This is a genomic window from Cytobacillus sp. SAFR-174 (assembly GCF_051964675.1).
GTDB lineage: Bacteria > Bacillota > Bacilli > Bacillales > Cytobacillaceae > Cytobacillus.
On sequence record NZ_JBQCMZ010000040.1, the window covers coordinates 1 to 16,363 of the forward strand.

General features: G+C 44.7%; 15 protein-coding genes, 1 tRNA gene, 1 other RNA gene, 1 pseudogene and 1 other annotated feature. Of the genes and pseudogenes, 13 read left to right on the forward strand and 5 right to left on the reverse strand.

The genetic code is table 11. The annotated features are described in order from the left end of the window. Window positions 1–466: 466 nt before the first annotated feature. Complete coding sequence (locus ACTHRG_RS23290) at window positions 467–1,426, reverse strand: YaaC family protein (protein ID WP_076263439.1); 960 nt, start codon at window positions 1,424–1,426, stop codon at window positions 467–469. A gap of 112 nt (window positions 1,427–1,538) precedes the next feature. Between ACTHRG_RS23290 and guaB the strand changes: the two genes are divergently transcribed. The 6 genes from guaB to ACTHRG_RS23320 all read left to right on the forward strand — a co-directional run bounded on the left by guaB (window position 1,539) and on the right by ACTHRG_RS23320 (window position 8,004). After that, entirely contained in the window at window positions 1,539–3,002 is a 1,464-nt protein-coding gene (guaB, locus tag ACTHRG_RS23295; RefSeq protein ID WP_076263437.1) for an IMP dehydrogenase, read from the forward strand. A 248-nt stretch (window positions 3,003–3,250) separates the two neighbouring features. Beyond that, window positions 3,251–4,555, forward strand: coding sequence for a D-alanyl-D-alanine carboxypeptidase family protein (locus tag ACTHRG_RS23300; RefSeq protein ID WP_286149099.1), 1,305 nt, complete (start codon window positions 3,251–3,253; stop codon window positions 4,553–4,555). Window positions 4,556–4,716: 161 nt separating this feature from the next. Next, window positions 4,717–5,598: a pyridoxal 5'-phosphate synthase lyase subunit PdxS gene (pdxS, locus tag ACTHRG_RS23305; RefSeq protein ID WP_076263433.1), complete on the forward strand. Its 882-nt coding sequence runs from the start codon at window positions 4,717–4,719 to the stop codon at window positions 5,596–5,598. Between the two features lie 11 nt (window positions 5,599–5,609). Continuing rightward, on the forward strand, window positions 5,610–6,197 hold the full coding sequence (gene pdxT, locus ACTHRG_RS23310) for a pyridoxal 5'-phosphate synthase glutaminase subunit PdxT (protein WP_076263431.1): 588 nt from the start codon (window positions 5,610–5,612) through the stop codon (window positions 6,195–6,197). A gap of 61 nt (window positions 6,198–6,258) precedes the next feature. Then, window positions 6,259–6,483, forward strand: a binding site (T-box leader). A gap of 53 nt (window positions 6,484–6,536) precedes the next feature. Continuing rightward, complete coding sequence (gene serS, locus ACTHRG_RS23315; protein ID WP_076263429.1) at window positions 6,537–7,814, forward strand: serine--tRNA ligase; 1,278 nt, start codon at window positions 6,537–6,539, stop codon at window positions 7,812–7,814. Between the two features lie 97 nt (window positions 7,815–7,911). Then, window positions 7,912–8,004 (forward strand) — tRNA-Ser (locus ACTHRG_RS23320). A gap of 208 nt (window positions 8,005–8,212) precedes the next feature. Here ACTHRG_RS23320 and ACTHRG_RS23325 read toward each other — a convergent pair. From ACTHRG_RS23325 to ACTHRG_RS23340, 4 genes and pseudogenes are all read right to left on the reverse strand, one after another. Further along, on the reverse strand, window positions 8,213–8,881 hold the full coding sequence (locus tag ACTHRG_RS23325) for a deoxynucleoside kinase (RefSeq protein WP_035333477.1): 669 nt from the start codon (window positions 8,879–8,881) through the stop codon (window positions 8,213–8,215). Continuing rightward, window positions 8,878–9,519 carry a deoxynucleoside kinase gene (locus ACTHRG_RS23330; protein ID WP_076263427.1) on the reverse strand — a complete coding sequence of 214 codons (642 nt, stop codon included), beginning with the start codon at window positions 9,517–9,519 and terminating at the stop codon, window positions 8,878–8,880. The genes ACTHRG_RS23325 and ACTHRG_RS23330 overlap by 4 nt, the downstream gene beginning before the upstream one ends. 189 nt (window positions 9,520–9,708) lie before the next feature. After that, window positions 9,709–10,995 carry a LysM peptidoglycan-binding domain-containing protein gene (locus tag ACTHRG_RS23335; RefSeq protein WP_076263425.1) on the reverse strand — a complete coding sequence of 429 codons (1,287 nt, stop codon included), beginning with the start codon at window positions 10,993–10,995 and terminating at the stop codon, window positions 9,709–9,711. A gap of 46 nt (window positions 10,996–11,041) precedes the next feature. Next, window positions 11,042–11,617: pseudogene (locus ACTHRG_RS23340) on the reverse strand (isochorismatase family cysteine hydrolase). A gap of 76 nt (window positions 11,618–11,693) precedes the next feature. On the opposite strand from ACTHRG_RS23340, the gene tadA reads away from it, so the two are divergent. The 7 genes from tadA (at window position 11,694) to ACTHRG_RS23375 (ending at window position 16,098) form a co-directional block, all read left to right on the forward strand. Continuing rightward, window positions 11,694–12,230 carry a tRNA adenosine(34) deaminase TadA gene (tadA, locus tag ACTHRG_RS23345; protein WP_076263423.1) on the forward strand — a complete coding sequence of 179 codons (537 nt, stop codon included), beginning with the start codon at window positions 11,694–11,696 and terminating at the stop codon, window positions 12,228–12,230. Window positions 12,231–12,309: 79 nt separating this feature from the next. Next, an RNA gene (gene ffs, locus ACTHRG_RS23350) (signal recognition particle sRNA large type) lies at window positions 12,310–12,574 on the forward strand. A gap of 135 nt (window positions 12,575–12,709) precedes the next feature. Beyond that, window positions 12,710–14,407: a DNA polymerase III subunit gamma/tau gene (gene dnaX, locus ACTHRG_RS23355; RefSeq protein ID WP_076263420.1), complete on the forward strand. Its 1,698-nt coding sequence runs from the start codon at window positions 12,710–12,712 to the stop codon at window positions 14,405–14,407. A gap of 22 nt (window positions 14,408–14,429) precedes the next feature. After that, window positions 14,430–14,753: a YbaB/EbfC family nucleoid-associated protein gene (locus tag ACTHRG_RS23360; protein WP_048011083.1), complete on the forward strand. Its 324-nt coding sequence runs from the start codon at window positions 14,430–14,432 to the stop codon at window positions 14,751–14,753. A 126-nt stretch (window positions 14,754–14,879) separates the two neighbouring features. Continuing rightward, entirely contained in the window at window positions 14,880–15,476 is a 597-nt protein-coding gene (gene recR, locus ACTHRG_RS23365) for a recombination mediator RecR (protein ID WP_009336775.1), read from the forward strand. A gap of 17 nt (window positions 15,477–15,493) precedes the next feature. After that, window positions 15,494–15,712, forward strand: a complete 219-nt coding sequence (locus ACTHRG_RS23370) for a YaaL family protein (protein WP_076263418.1) — start codon at window positions 15,494–15,496, stop codon at window positions 15,710–15,712. A 122-nt stretch (window positions 15,713–15,834) separates the two neighbouring features. After that, window positions 15,835–16,098, forward strand: coding sequence for a pro-sigmaK processing inhibitor BofA family protein (locus ACTHRG_RS23375; protein WP_076263416.1), 264 nt, complete (start codon window positions 15,835–15,837; stop codon window positions 16,096–16,098). Window positions 16,099–16,363: the final 265 nt, after the last annotated feature.

Consider the following 16,363-nt stretch of genomic DNA (forward strand, 5'->3'; position numbering starts at 1 on the left):
TTCTCAGCGCCGATGGTAGTTGGGGGCTGTCCCCCTGTGAGAGTAGGACGCTGCCGGGCACATGAAAGAGCACCTGAGGGGTGCTCTTTTTTGTGTGTAATTATAGGTATCTGAATCAACTGGACTCTTCATTTTATTGAAAAATGCATTTATGCGTCACTTCAGCCAGCATATGTCTCTGCAACGAAGAATTGTGCCAAATGTAAGATAAACTCCAAAACATGCTAGATAAATCAAAAATCCTGTTAGATAAATTCATAAACCTGCTAGATAAAACCCAAAACATGCTAGATAAACTCCAAAACCTGTTAGATATACCGCCATGCTATGCTCCTTCCCTGGAAAAACAGCCGGCCACCGATTAAATTCAACCATCGCTGCACTCTGCCTCTTCCTCACGCCCAAAACAAAACTACAAATGCAGGCCACAATTGAATTCTGCAGCCAGCATAACCCCCCAATAACCTTACTGCTTCTTATCAGCCAAATACTGATAAATCAAATACGGCCCCTTTGCCGCCGTAATTTGAAGGAAAGTTTGAATAAACGGATAGTCTTTATTCGGCATCATTTTGATGAGTTCGCTCCACCATTCTGTTTCGTAGCGGGCAATCATGCTTAAGTTATACAGAAGCAGATAATGAATAAGAAGTTCAGGGAAATCAATCAATTCATCTTTGGCCATCGGGAAGAAAAACTTTCCGGTATCCGGACTATACCGTAAGGGCTTGAAATTATATGTATTCAAATTTTCCATCTTGAATTTTAATGCTGATTCCTCTGATTCCTGAAAGCTTATATTAGAGTCTGACTTTGACTGCAGAAATTCCACAAAACGGGACTCGGTCATATGAAAGCGATCAAGGATTACCTTTGGCAAAATCAATATATCCTTTTCCAGCCCAGCTTCGAGAAAAGTCTTACGGCCCTCTGTCTGGCTGTACAAATCATTAAGCTCCGGAATCTGGCCAAATAACTCTCCCATCGTTGTTTTTTCGCCTTCCAAATGTTTCATGTGAAACAATTTTTCTCCCATATAAGGGAAAAGCCCGCTTTTTTGAAATTTCACTTCATCCTGAAAAAAATTATATTGCTGCTTTTTCCTTTTCCGGGCAGATACCCCGTGTGCCAAAACAGAAGTAGTCTCGGGATAATTAGGATCTACAGTCAGTATGCAGGCCTTCACAAGGTGAACAAGTCCATAAAAAAAGAGAATCGGCTTGATGACCAATGGTGCCTTCTCTGCCTGCTCATAGTATACTTGCCCGTGTTCTAGATAGTATATAAAAGGGTAACTGTTTTCATAGCTCTTCTGTTCAGCCTGATCCAGGTTTTGCTTTTGGTAGCATTTCTTTAAAAATTCCTGTGATGTGTTCGCAGAAAAAAAATATAAAAAGGAGCTTTTAAAATCAAATGGATGTATCACTGAGAGTCCTCCGAATCTTTTGAAAAATCCAACATATTAATCCGTCCTTGACAGTATTTTGTCCAATTGATAACCTACTAATAATATTTTCGAGTCCAGGAGGTCAAAAAAGATGTGGGAAACTAAGTTTGCTAAAGAAGGTTTAACTTTTGATGATGTTTTACTGGTTCCATCGAAATCAGAGGTGCTTCCTCGTGATGTAAGCCTCAAAGTTAATTTGACTGAAAAGATTGCACTCAACATTCCAGTGATCAGTGCCGGAATGGATACGGTAACTGAAGCAGAAATGGCGATCGCTATGGCGCGCCAGGGCGGTTTGGGAGTTATCCATAAAAACATGTCCATAGAACAGCAGGCTGATCAGGTGGATAAAGTAAAACGTTCAGAAAGCGGCGTTATTACGGACCCATTCTTTCTTACTCCAGAACAGCAGGTATTTGACGCAGAACATCTAATGGGAAAATACCGGATTTCCGGTGTGCCTATCGTCAACAATACTGAGGAATTGAAGCTTGTTGGCATTCTGACAAACCGTGACCTCCGATTCATTCAGGACTTTTCGATAAAAATCTCCGATGTGATGACAAAGGAAAACCTTGTAACGGCTCCGGTTGGAACCACATTGGATGAAGCAGAAAAGATTCTCCAGAGGCATAAAATTGAAAAATTGCCGCTGGTAGATGATGCAGGTGTTTTAAAAGGGTTAATCACCATTAAAGATATTGAAAAAGTTATTGAGTTTCCTAACTCGGCAAAGGATGAGCGCGGGCGCCTGCTGGCAGGTGCAGCAGTTGGCGTAACCGGCGACACGATGAAGCGTGTTGAAATGCTTGTGAAATCACATGTGGATGTCATCGTAGTGGATACAGCACATGGACATTCAAAAGGCGTGCTTGATACCGTACGTGAAATCAGGAACACTTATCCGGATCTCGCCATTATTGCCGGAAACGTTGCGACAGCTGAAGCGACAAGGGATTTGATTGAAGCAGGTGCCGATATTGTAAAAGTGGGAATCGGACCTGGATCGATTTGTACAACACGCGTTGTTGCAGGTGTAGGGGTACCGCAGATCACAGCTGTTTATGACTGTGCAACCGAAGCACGCAAGCATGGCAAGTCCATTATTGCTGATGGCGGAATCAAATATTCAGGGGATATTGTGAAAGCATTGGCAGCCGGCGGACATGCTGTTATGCTTGGCAGCCTTCTTGCCGGTGTTTCTGAAAGCCCGGGCGAAACGGAAATTTTCCAGGGACGCCGCTTCAAGGTATACAGAGGAATGGGTTCTGTTGCAGCCATGGAAAAAGGTTCAAAAGACCGTTACTTCCAGGAAGATAATAAAAAGTTCGTTCCAGAGGGAATCGAAGGGCGCATTGCCTATAAAGGGCCTTTATCCGATACGATTTACCAGCTTGTCGGCGGTATCCGTTCAGGAATGGGCTATTGCGGAACAAAAGATCTTCACGAGCTTCGCGAAAATGCCCAATTCATTAAAATGACTGGTGCAGGCCTGAGAGAAAGCCATCCGCATGATGTGCAGATCACAAAAGAGGCGCCAAACTACTCGCTATAATCCATAAAAAGCAGAAGAGGGAAACCTCTTCTGCTTATTTTTATGCCCGAAAATGGATACTAGGAAAATATCAGTGCAAGCATGTGGGCCAATCATGCCACAAGAGAGGCAGGAATAGGTAATTACTCTATCTATTCTTTGAATCAGAGTTATGATAAAATAACAAAAGTGTATTAAAACGTTGGAGGGCAGTAAAATTGAAGAAAACATTATACCGTAAGTCTATCGCTGGATTCCTTGCCTTGGTCATGATATTAGGTCTTTTACCTGGTATACATAAAGCACATGCGGAAGATATTTTAAATATCAATGCCGATGCTGCTATTTTAGTAGATGCAGAGACCGGAAAGATTTTATATCAAAAAAATGCGGATAAAGTACTGGGTATTGCCAGTATGACGAAAATGATGACTGAATACCTGCTTCTTGAAGCCGTTGAAAAAGGCAAAGTGAAGTGGGATCAGGAATACGCAGTAAGTGAATATGTATGGAAAGTTTCACAGGACCGTGCCTTATCGAATGTCCCGTTAAGAAGAGACGGCAAATACAATATCCGTGAATTGTATGAAGCTATGGCTATCTACTCTGCGAATGGTGCAACGATTGCGATTGCAGAAACGATTGCCGGTTCAGAAACCAACTTTGTTAAAATGATGAACGAAAAAGCAGCAGAGCTTGGGCTGAAAGACTATAAATTTGTTAATTCCAGCGGTCTGAATAACCGCGATTTAAAGGGATCCCCTCCAGCAGGCGGCCCTGAAGAAGAAAACGTAATGTCAGCAAGAGATACAGCCATGCTGGCTAAAGAATTGATTAACCGGTTCCCGGAAGTACTGGAAACGGCAAGTACCCCTAGAAAGACCTTCAGAGAGGGTACAGATGATGAAATTAAAATGGAAAACTGGAACTGGATGCTTCCGGAGCTGGTATATGGCTATGAAGGGGCAGATGGCCTTAAAACAGGTACAACTGACTTTGCCGGATACTGCTTCACAGGAACTGCGCTGAGAGATGGCAACCGCTACATCAGTGTTGTCATGAACGCTAAAGGAGCGAATGGCCAGGCTACTTATAAATCCAGATTCGATGAAACCAAGAAAATGTTCGACTTCGGTTTCACCAACTTCACGAAAGAAGAAATCGTTCCTGCCAAATATCAGGTGAAAGGCCAGAAAACAGTGCCTGTTACAAAAGGGAAAGAAGATAAAGTGAAGATTTCTTCCAAAGATGCCATCGAAATGGTGATGAGAAATGGGGAAAAGGAAAACTTTAAGCCCGTTCTTGTTCTGGATAAAAAGAAATTAAATGAAAATGGTGAATTGACTGCTCCAATTAAAAAGGGAGAAAAGGTCGGCTACTTAACGATCGAGTCCAAAGAGGACGGGAAGCTTGAGTTCCTGTCCGATAAAGGCAAAGGCAATATCCAGGTGGATGTTGTAGCCGCTGAAAGTGTTGAAAAAGCAAACTGGTTCGTGCTGACTATGCGCAGCATCGGCGGTTTCTTCGGTGACCTATGGGGAAGTGTTTCCTCAACTGTAAAAGGTTGGTTTTAAGAAAAAGGGCTTTCCTGTCTTGACAGGAGCCCTTTTTCATTGCATATTTTCAATAGGGAAAATTCCGAGTAAAGTAATCTATTTTCCTTTTTTTGAAAAGTTATTTTTATCATAATATTTAACCCATCCAAAGCAGATGGTATTTACGAAGGGGGATAAACATGAAGACAGGTACAGATCGTGTTAAACGGGGAATGGCAGAAATGCAAAAAGGCGGCGTTATTATGGACGTCGTAAACGCTGAGCAGGCAAAAATCGCAGAAGAAGCTGGTGCAGTAGCAGTTATGGCACTTGAGCGCGTTCCTTCTGATATCCGTGCAGCCGGCGGTGTAGCACGTATGGCAGATCCGCGTATTATGGAAGAAGTAATTGGTGCAGTTTCAATCCCGGTAATGGCAAAAGCGCGTATCGGCCATATTGTAGAAGCTCGTATACTTGAAGCGATGGGTGTCGATTACATAGATGAGAGTGAAGTTTTAACTCCTGCTGATGAAGAATACCATTTGAATAAAAGAGACTACACTGTTCCATTCGTTTGCGGATGCCGTGATTTAGGCGAAGCAGCACGCCGTATTGGCGAAGGTGCTTCCATGCTTCGTACAAAGGGTGAGCCTGGAACTGGAAACATCGTTGAAGCTGTGCGCCATATCCGCAAGGTGAATGCACAGGTGCGCAAGGTTGTCGGCATGAATGAAGATGAGTTAATGACAGAAGCTAAGCTTCTGGGAGCGCCATATGAGCTTCTTTTGGAAATTAAGAGCCTTGGACGCCTTCCGGTCGTAAACTTCGCAGCAGGCGGTGTTGCAACACCTGCAGATGCAGCACTAATGATGGAGCTTGGTGCTGACGGTGTGTTCGTAGGATCAGGTATCTTCAAATCTGAAAACCCTGCTAAATTTGCACGTGCCATTGTGGAAGCTACTACACATTACCAGGACTACAAATTGATTGCTGAACTTTCAAAAGAACTTGGCACACCGATGAAGGGAATCGAAATTTCTTCATTGGCTCCTGAAGCTCGTATGCAGGAGCGCGGCTGGTAAGGAGAATAGATATGATAAAGGTTGGAGTATTAGGGCTGCAGGGTGCGGTCAGAGAGCATGTACTATCGGTAGAAGCATGCGGCGCCGAAGCTGTGGTCATCAAACGCAAAGAGCAGCTTGATGAGGTGGACGGGCTGATCCTGCCTGGCGGCGAGAGCACGACCATGAGACGTCTCATTGATAAATATGATTTTATGGACAGCCTTAAGCAATTTGCCCAGTCAGGAAAGCCGATGTTCGGTACATGTGCCGGGCTGATCCTCCTTGCAAAACACATTATTGGCTATGATGAACCTCATATTGGTGTGATGGATGTCCGGGTGGAAAGAAATTCATTCGGCCGCCAGCGTGAAAGCTTTGAGGCTGATCTTAATATTGCCGGAGTGGCAGAAGACTTTGCGGCAGTCTTTATTCGTGCGCCGCATATTGTCGAGGCGGGGGAGAATGTTGAAATTCTCGCCAAGCACAATGACCGGATTGTGGCTGCGCGCGAAGGCAGATTCCTCGGTTGCTCATTCCACCCGGAACTGACGGATGACCATCGCCTGACAGGCTATTTTGTTGAAATGATTAAAGAGTCCAAGCAATTAGCAATTTGAATATTTTGGTTGCAAATGGAACATAATTGTAGTACATTATGAATTACAAAATTCTTATAGCTGAAAAGCAATGAGAGGAACTAGTAACAGGAACTTTGTTCTGTAGAGAGCCGGTGGCTGGTGTGAACCGGTGAATAAACCCTGTGAATCCATCCTCGAGCAAAGCATGGAACACCCGGAATGGTCCGGGAAAAGTAAATGCTTTCGGTTAAAACCGTTATGGATTTAAGGTGGAAAGCTTATGCTTTCAACTAGGGTGGCAACGCGGGTAACTCTCGTCCCTTTTTTGGGGACGGGAGTTTTTTGTGTTCTAAATTATTTTTCAGGAGGTACTTAAAAATGCTGGACATTAAATTTTTGAGAGCTAATTTTGAAGAAGTGAAAAACAAGCTTCAGCACCGCGGCGAGGATTTGACGGATCTCGGAAAATTCGAGGATCTGGATGTGAAAAGACGTGAATTGATTGTTGAAGCAGAACAGCTGAAGAGCAAAAGGAATGAAGTATCCCAGCAGGTTGCAGCCTTAAAGCGCGAAAAGCAGGATGCAGATCATTTAATCACAGAAATGAGAGAAGTCGGCGACAAAATTAAAGCATTGGATGAGGAGCTCCGCACGGTTGAGGAAGAATTGGACCAATTGCTGCTGAGCATTCCGAACATTCCGCATGAAAGCGTGCCTGTCGGTGAAACAGAAGACGATAATGTGGAAATCCGCCAATGGGGAGAACTTCGTGAATTTGATTTCGAGCCAAAGCCGCACTGGGATGTAGCGACAGATCTTGATCTGCTCGATTTCGAACGCGCCAGCAAAGTAACAGGCAGCCGCTTTGTATTCTACAAAGGCCTTGGTGCCCGCCTTGAGCGCGCCTTATTCAACTTCATGCTTGATTTGCACACAGATGAACATGGCTATAAGGAAGTTCTTCCTCCGTACATGGTCAACCGTGCAAGCATGACAGGAACAGGACAGCTTCCGAAATTTGAAGAAGATGCGTTCCTGATTGAAAGCGAGGATTACTTCCTGATTCCAACTGCCGAGGTGCCTGTCACCAATATGCACAGGGAAGAAATTCTGAATGCAGATGAGCTTCCGATTAATTATGCGGCATTCAGTGCATGCTTCCGTTCTGAAGCAGGTTCTGCCGGCCGTGATACACGCGGGCTGATCCGCCAGCATCAGTTCAATAAGGTAGAGCTTGTGAAGTTTGTGAAGCCTGAAGAGTCTTATGATGAGCTTGAAAAATTGACTGGACACGCAGAAAAAGTCCTTCAGCTGCTTGGCCTTCCTTACCGTGTGATGAGCATGTGCACAGGCGATCTTGGATTCACAGCTGCGAAGAAATATGATATCGAGGTTTGGATCCCAAGCTATAACACGTACAGAGAAATCTCTTCTTGCAGTAACTTCGAAGGATTCCAGGCAAGACGTGCCAATATCCGCTTCCGCCGCGAGGCAAAAGGCAAGCCGGAGCATGTGCACACACTGAATGGATCTGGCCTTGCGATCGGCCGCACGGTGGCAGCTATTCTGGAAAATTATCAGCAGGCTGACGGAAGTGTTATCATTCCGGAAGTACTTCGTCCGTATATGGGCAATCGCGAAGTTATTAAGCCTTAATAAAAAAGTTCGGAGCGGATTTTTAATCCGCTCTATTTTTTTATAAAATGATGTTGACATCCTATTTGAGAAATGATATAGTATTTCTTGTCGATGCGGAGGAATACCCAAGTCCGGCTGAAGGGATCGGTCTTGAAAACCGACAGGCGGGTCAAACCGCGCAGGGGTTCGAATCCCCTTTCCTCCTCCATTTTAATTGACATCTAACACGCGCATAAATATTGGAGATACATAAAACTGCTGATCGCATCAGCGGTTTTTTTGTGTTTAAGAAAAGCGCAAGCGCCTTGCTCACCCCCGACACCCCGAGGGGGTAGGCGCTGGAGCTAGACAGTTATCGTCGTTCCAAAATTATATACTTCCTTATCTTCCAAAGAAAAAACCGCCGATAATGGCGGTTATTTTTTCAATAATTGCGTTTGTCTTAAGAAGTAAGAAATGCGCTCCACAATCGGCTCAATGGATTGCTCATTCTGAATAATGTCATAATCATTGATATTCAGGCGCAGGACCGGGCATGCGTTAAAGCTGTTGATCCAATTTTCATAGCGCTGGTGCATTTCTTCCCAGTAGGAAATCGGCGTCTGCTGCTCCATCGGACGGCCGCGCTCCTGGATGCGGGAAAGAATGTCATCAAGCGAGCCTTCCAGGTAAATAAGCAAATCAGGATGCGGGAAGTATGGTGTCATCACCATTGCATCAAATAAACTGGTGTAGGTTTCGTAGTCGACTTTGGACATCGTCCCTTTTTCATAATGCATTTTTGCAAAGATGCCTGTGTCTTCATAAATGGAGCGGTCCTGAACAAAGCCGCCGCCATATTCGAAAATGCGCTTCTGATCCTTGAAGCGTTCAGCCAGGAAGTAAACCTGCAGGTGAAAACTCCAGCGGTTGAAATCGGCATAGAACTTATCAAGGTAAGGATTTGTATCAACCTTTTCGAAAGAGGTTCGGAACCCCAGTGCATCCGCAAGCGCATTGGTCATTGTTGATTTTCCGACTCCAACGGTTCCGGCAATGGTAATGACGGCGTTCGAAGGAATCTCATATTTCTGCCTAAGATTCATAAGTGTATACTCCTCTTTTTTAATGATGTCGATAAGGTATCGAATATATGCATTAAGTCTGCTTCATTTTTTACAAAATCCAGCTGATCCCCATTAAAGCGGATGACCGGGATATCCGGGTGCTGCCTTTCGAACTCATTCATAGCAGTTTCATAATCAAGGGATAATTGCTCAAGATATAACGGACTGATGTTCTTTTCAATTTCACGGCCTCTCAGCTCGATTCGGTCGAGCAGTGTTTCGAGGCTGGCATTAAGATAGATGATGACATTCGGCTTTGGCATATCACCCGTCAGAATGTCGTAGATCTTCAAATACTTCTGATATTCAGTCTGATTTAGTGTGCGCTGCGCAAAGATCAGATTCTTGAAAATATGATAATCAGCCACAACAGGCTTATTTTGAGACAGGTAGTGATTGTTGATATCAACCAGCTGTTTATAGCGGTTGCAGAGGAAAAACATTTCAGTCTGAAAGCTCCATTCTTCAATGTTTTCATAGAATTTTCCCAAAAAAGGATTTTCATCAACAATCTCTTTTAGTAAGGCATACTGTAATTTCTCAGAAATTGCTTTAGCGAGAGACGTTTTCCCAACGCCAATCGGCCCCTCTACTGTAATAAAAGGTATTCCCCCCATAGTGATCGTCCTCCTGCATTGCTTATTTATCTATAGAAACCATTTATAGGTACGTTCCAAAATGACACAAAGCTTATTTTATCACAGTATGGAGTGGAAGGGATATGGAATTTCAGCTGGAAATAAGAAAATAAGAGCCTATTATCTGAAAAATAAAAAAGCTGCCTGTAAGCGGCAGCTGCTGAGTAATCATGCTCTTTTTGTCACATTGAAGTTTTCCGTAATCAGAAGCCAATTTTGCGGGAAAGACAGGCCGAGCTTCCAGTAGCTCATGCCCCGCAGCTTCAGTTCTTTGATTAAGTCGAATTTCGCCTGGATGGAGCGGGCATCCTCAAACCAGACTTCATGCCTTTTCCCGTCAGGTGCTGTGTAATTAAAAAATGGGGCCTGTGCTTTGTAGTCATATTGAATGGCCACATTATTTTCCGCTGCGATCTGTATGGCCTGCTGCGGACTGACGGCTTTTGCGGTGGTGCCCTGAACAAAGGGAAGCGTCCAGTCATAGCCATACAAGTTCTGGCCCATCATAATTTTAGAAGATGGCATTTCGCTGATCGCGTATTCCAATACCTGCCTCACTGGGCCGATTGGGGAAACGGCCATAGCCGGACCGCCGCTGTAGCCCCATTCATAGGTCATGATGACCACGAAATCAACAATCTCCCCGTGGGCTTTATAATCATGAGCCTCATACCAGAGCCCTTTCTGTTCAGCGCTGGTTTTCGGGGCTAATGCTGTGGAAATCAGCCAGCCTTCCTGCCTGAATCTTGCCTTTGCTTTTCTGAGAAAGTTGTTATAAGCTTCGCGGTCCTCCGGGCGCAGAAATTCGAAGTCAAAATGAATATCCCTGAAGCCGTATTTCTTTGCTGTGGCTGTAATGTTATCCAGGAATTTATTCTGAATCGCCATATCATTTAACAATATTCTGCCGAGTTCGTCACTGAACTGATCGTTTTCCTGATTGGTGATTACCATCATCAGTACATTATTATTGGCTCTCGCAATAGCTGGGAAATCATTCAGAAGCGGCTCCTTCAAAGAGCCATCGCGGAGAGCCTGAAAACTGAACGGCGCCAGATAGGTCAGATAAGGCGCGGCCTCTCTTGCGCTTTCCTCCAGCTCAGGGGCGACTGTATTGCCTCTTGGCTCCACATAGGCATTGAATTCTGCTTTCGTTTTCGGGCGGGGCGGAATATAAAGGCGGAACCCCACCTGAAGCGGCTGGCTTACTGAAATGCCATTGACTGATGCCAGCTGCTGAAAAGAAATGCCGAACCTTCTTGAAATCGAGTAAAGGCTGTCACCGGGCTGCACCCAATAAAAGCTTCCAATTATCGGAATAACCAGTGTCTGGCCGATCACAAGATTATTTGGATTGGGAATTTCGTTTGCTTCAACGAGATCTTCAACTGTCGTTCCATATGCCTGGGCAATGCCGAACAAAGACTGGTTTTGCTGGATAACATGAATCTGCAATCTATCTCCCTCCCGGAAAAACACATCTTAAAACACTACTGCCATTTTATGAAGGAAACATGGAAGAAATGTTATAATTGTTTTCAGAGAAGGAAGATATATTGGCTTTTAATACGTTTTCCATCATCTTTAAGGCATTTTCATTATCATGGTCGTCGTTGGAAGCGATGCAGTCATGCGGTATATGCAGATGGTATTCTCTCATATAAGCGTCATTGGCTGAAAACAGGACACAGATATTGCCTGCGATTCCCGCCATAACAAGCAGATTGACGCCGAGCTGGTGCAGGAGAGTATTTAAGGCAGTGCCATAAAAAGCGGAGTACTTTGGCTTTATTAAAAAATAATCATCCGGTGACGGATGTATTTCATGAAGGATACGCTAACTGACAGGATTGCGGCAATGGTTCATAATCGTATCGAGATCAGCCTTCCAGAGGTTATAATGATCATTCACGTAAATGACCGGGAGATCCTGTTCATGGAATGCAGTCTTTAGTTCATTGATGGGTTTTATGATATTCAATGCTTTTTCAGCAAGGATTTTGCCATGGTGAAAATGAAAGTCGTTAATCATGTCAATAATGATAAGAGCCGGTTTATAGGCTTGCGGATTTTTCATCGAATCGCTCCTTTAAGATTATTTTTCGTAAAAGGAGCCGCTTTTACACAGATGTTAAGAGAAGGAATGAAGATATTTGATTCAGGAATCATTCACTGAAGATGAACTGTATATGCGGGAGGCCATCAAGGAAGCTAAGCTTGCTGAAGGGCTGGAGGAGGTTCCGATTGGCGCAGTCATTGTCCTGGACGGGGAAATCATTGCCCGGGCCCATAATCTGAGAGAAGTGAATCAGACTGCAATTGCGCATGCGGAACTCTTGGCCATTGATCAGGCATGCAAAAAACTCGGAACCTGGCGGCTGGAGAATGCCGTTCTCTATGTAACTTTGGAGCCCTGTCCGATGTGTTCAGGATCCATAATTCTGTCGCGCATCCAAAAAGTGGTGTATGGAGCCAGGGATCCGAAAGGCGGCTGTGCCGGAACGCTCATGAACCTCTTGCAGGATGAGCGGTTCAATCATCAGAGTGAAGTCGTCGCAGGGGTGCTGGAAGAAGAATGCGGTGAAATGCTTTCGAGCTTTTTCCGGAACTTGCGAAAGCGCAAGAAAGAAGAGAAAAAGAAAAGGCAATTGCTGCAGATGGAACATGATACAGGAATTGACAATGGTTAGGCATTGCTTTTTTACCCGATTGTTAGTATACTTATAAATGCGTCGGACAAAGACGCACCTAAATATGGTATCAACTTTGCCGTGCTAGGCGGGGAGGTAGCGGTGCCCTGTACTCGCAATCCGCTCTAGCGAGGCTGAATCCCTTCCCGAGGCTGGTGTCCTGTAGGGCCTGCCTTAAGTAAGTGGTGTTGACGCCCGGGTCCTGCGCAATGGGAATCCATGAAACATGTCAGGTCCGGAAGGAAGCAGCATTAAGTGGACGCTCCCATGTGCCGCAGGGTTGCCTGGGCCGAGCTAACTGCTTAAGTAACGCCTATGGGCGCCAGTCGACGGAAGGTGCACGGCAGTTTATATTGTTACTAAAACTCATCCTTTTGCGGGGTGGGTTTTTTGTTGTATTTTTTGCTCTAGGTTTTGTAAAAAGGAATTTAGATACGTTATAATAGATGAAGGACTATACATAGGAAGGGGGCGTGTCAGTGAGTTATCAAGCTTTATATCGTGTTTGGCGCCCGCAGCAGTTCATCGATGTTGTCGGGCAGGAACATGTGACAAAGACTTTGCAAAACGCCCTGCTTCAGGAGAAGATATCACACGCCTATTTGTTTTCCGGCCCCCGCGGAACCGGTAAAACGAGTGCGGCAAAAATACTTGCAAAGGCTGTTAACTGTGAGAAGGCACCTGTCACTGAACCGTGCAATGAGTGTTCGGCCTGCAGAGGGATTACAGACGGATCAATTCCTGACGTCATTGAAATCGATGCTGCATCCAATAATGGTGTAGAAGAAATCAGGGATATCAGGGACAAAGTGAAATATGCCCCGAACGCTGTAAAATATAAGGTTTACATCGTCGATGAGGTGCATATGCTTTCCATTGGAGCTTTCAATGCGCTGTTAAAAACGCTTGAAGAGCCGCCTAAGCATGTTATTTTTATTTTAGCCACAACAGAGCCTCATAAAATTCCTCTGACGATTATTTCCCGCTGCCAGCGATTCGATTTCAAACGGATTACGGCTCAGGCGATAACAGGAAGAATGAAGCTGATTGCGGATGAAACAGAAGCAGCTTATGAAGAACAGGCCCTGCAGATCATCGCAAGAGCCGCAGAAGGCGGTATGCGTGATGCGCTCAGCCTGCTTGATCAGGCGATCTCCTTCAGCCAGGATCGTGTTACAGTTGAAGATGCCCTGTCTGTAACAGGTGCGGTGTCGCAGGGGTTTTTAAATAAACTGGCAAGAGCGGTTAAAGACAGGGATGCAGCATCCGGGCTGGAATTTCTGGAGGAGCTCCTTTTTCAGGGGAAAGACCCATCCCGCTTTATAGAGGACTTTATCCTGTATTATCGGGACATGCTTTTATTTAAAGCTGCTCCAAGGCTGGAGGAATCATTAGAAAGAGTTATGCTCGATGAGGACTTCCAGCAGCTTGCCGGGGAAGTGGAGCCTGAAGAGCTTTATGAGCTGATTGAAGTGCTGAACAAAGCCCAGCAGGAAATGAGATGGACCAACCATCCGCGAATCTTCCTGGAAGTGGCGATTGTGAAGCTGTGCCAGCTTGAACAGCGGGAGAGACCAGGACAGGCTGCAGACATCAAGCCGCTGATGCAGCAAATCGAACAGCTGCAGCATGAGCTTGCTGAATTAAAGAAAAACGGCATAGCGGTTAAGGATGATGGAGCACCTGCTGTACAGAAAAAGCCGCAGAGAAGTTCACGCAAAGGCTTCCAGGCGCCAGTCGGGAAGGTGAATGAAGTACTGAAGCAGGCAACGAAAAACGATCTGGTGGCTGTAAAGAGCCGCTGGGGCGAGATGCTGAACCTGCTCGTTCAAAACCAGATGCGCTCCCAGGCAGCTCTTCTCAATGAAGCAGAGCCTGTAGCCGCATCAGAAACTGCTCTTATCGTAAAATTCAAATATGAAATTCATTGTCAGATGGCCATGGATAATGCGAAATTCCTGGATACTTTGGGGAATATCCTGTTTGAGCTTTTAGGAAAGAGATTGCAGCTGGTCGGCATTCCGGATGAACAATGGCAAAGTGTCAGGGAGGATTTCCTGCGCAGCCAGCGTGACGGAGATGAGTCTGGCGGGGGCTTCGGCGGAAATGAGGAAGAGCCTCATGTGGCTGAAGCGGTCAAGTTATTTGGCGCTGAACTAATTGAAATTAAAGAATAGAAACTAGCTGGAGGTATGTAAAATGCGCGGTGGAATGGGAAATATGCAAAATATGATGAAGCAAATGCAGAAAATGCAAAAGAAGATGGCTCAGGCACAGGAAGAGCTTGGCGAAAAAAGAATTGAAGGAACAGCCGGCGGCGGAATGGTGACTGTCGTTGTATCCGGACATAAACAAGTTTTAGAAGTTAACATTAAAGAGGAAGTTGTGGATCCGGAAGACATCGAAATGCTTCAGGACCTTGTCCTGGCGGCAACTAACGATGCACTGAAAAAAGCGGAAGATTTAACAAACGATACGATGGGCCAATTTACTAAAGGAATGAACCTGCCGGGAATGTTTTAATCAAACATCCTGAAGGAGTGCTTAAAAGCACAGACAGGCCGGGCGCCAGCGAACATAGTCTGATGGAATATCCATCAGGCCATCATGCTCGCGGCGCTTTTCCTTTTCATATAGGAGGAAACATACATGCATTATCCTGAACCGATATCCAAGCTGATTGACAGCTTTATGAAGTTGCCCGGAATCGGCCCGAAAACGGCTGCACGTCTGGCGTTTTTTGTTTTAAGCATGAAAGAAGATACTGTGCTGGATTTTGCAAAAGCACTGGTCAATGCGAAAAGAAATTTATCATACTGCTCTGTCTGCGGCCATATCACGGACCAGGATCCCTGTTATATATGTGAGGACCAGAGACGTGACCGGTCCGTCATTTGTGTTGTCCAGGATCCGAAGGACGTGATTGCCATGGAAAAGATGAAGGAATACAACGGGCTGTATCATGTCCTCCATGGAGCAATTTCACCGATGGATGGAATTGGCCCTGAAGATATCAATATTCCTGATTTACTGAAAAGGCTTCAGGATGAGACGGTCCAGGAGATTATTCTTGCCACCAATCCGAATATTGAAGGGGAAGCAACAGCCATGTATATCTCCCGCCTGATCAAGCCGTCCGGCATAAAGGCGACCCGGATCGCCCATGGCCTGCCGGTAGGCGGAGACCTGGAGTATGCGGATGAAGTAACGCTCTCAAAAGCGTTAGAGGGAAGAAGAGAAGTTTAAGCACGGAGGCGGAATATATGTTTTTTCGCAGGAAAAAATGGCTTCGCAGCGAGTTTGATGAGAAGCTTCTGGAACAGCTGAACAGATTGAAAACAGATTGGAACAACCAGAAATCACTGGTGGAAAAAAGTTTTGATCCATCTCCGGAGGCAATCAGCCAGGCAAAGCTGGCCGAAGCGAAATACTTTTTTCTATTCAGGGAAGCTAAAAAGAGAAATGTTAAAGTGAGAATATAATTTATTAATTTTGCGGGAAGAAAATCGTCCATAAACAAAATACTTGTCCTCCTCTAAGGTCTTTTTTGTACACACTAATCATAAATTAGTAGTACAAGTTTTCTGAGAGGAGGATTTTTCTTTTGGAGCCTATCGTAGTGATCTCCATTCTGGGAGGATTAATTTTATTGCTTCTATTTATAGGAGCCCCGGTAAAACCGGTAAGATTCATTGGGCAGGGAGCCATTAAACTGATCATTGGTGCACTCTTATTATTTTTCTTAAATGCATTTGGGAATCAGATTGGCATTCATGTTCCTATAAACCTTGCCACTTCGGCCATTTCCGGATTTCTGGGTATTCCCGGATTGTTTGCCCTTGTTGCTATACAGACATGGATTATTTAATTTTACAGCCGTTCTTATGCGGCTGTTTTTGTTTTTAAATCTTTTTTAGTATTTCTGTTGACAGTTCTTTTTGATGGTGATATTATATTAAAGGTCGTCACCACGACGCGATGAAAAAACAACTTACAAAAAAAGATGTTGACATTAAATCGTGAGAATGATATATTAATAAAGTCGCTTCTGAGCGGCGGATTGATCTTTGAAAACTGAACGAACAAAACGTCAACGTTTAAATCATTAGTCTTTTTCGAAAAGACAAACGAGC

Excerpts from the sequence above, each read along its gene's own strand:
- ACTHRG_RS23370 (WP_076263418.1), top strand. The coding sequence starts at position 15,494 with ATGTTTTTTCGCAGGAAAAAATGGCTTCGCAGCGAGTTTGATGAGAAG.
- ACTHRG_RS23300 (WP_286149099.1), top strand. The coding sequence starts at position 3,251 with ATGATATTAGGTCTTTTACCTGGTATACATAAAGCACATGCGGAAGAT.
- ACTHRG_RS23325 (WP_035333477.1), bottom strand. The coding sequence starts at position 8,881 with ATGAATCTTAGGCAGAAATATGAGATTCCTTCGAACGCCGTCATTACC.
- ACTHRG_RS23360 (WP_048011083.1), top strand. The coding sequence starts at position 14,430 with ATGCGCGGTGGAATGGGAAATATGCAAAATATGATGAAGCAAATGCAG.
- guaB (WP_076263437.1), top strand. The coding sequence starts at position 1,539 with ATGTGGGAAACTAAGTTTGCTAAAGAAGGTTTAACTTTTGATGATGTT.
- serS (WP_076263429.1), top strand. The coding sequence starts at position 6,537 with ATGCTGGACATTAAATTTTTGAGAGCTAATTTTGAAGAAGTGAAAAAC.
- recR (WP_009336775.1), top strand. The coding sequence starts at position 14,880 with ATGCATTATCCTGAACCGATATCCAAGCTGATTGACAGCTTTATGAAG.
- ACTHRG_RS23330 (WP_076263427.1), bottom strand. The coding sequence starts at position 9,519 with ATGGGGGGAATACCTTTTATTACAGTAGAGGGGCCGATTGGCGTTGGG.
- pdxS (WP_076263433.1), top strand. The coding sequence starts at position 4,717 with ATGAAGACAGGTACAGATCGTGTTAAACGGGGAATGGCAGAAATGCAA.
- pdxT (WP_076263431.1), top strand. The coding sequence starts at position 5,610 with ATGATAAAGGTTGGAGTATTAGGGCTGCAGGGTGCGGTCAGAGAGCAT.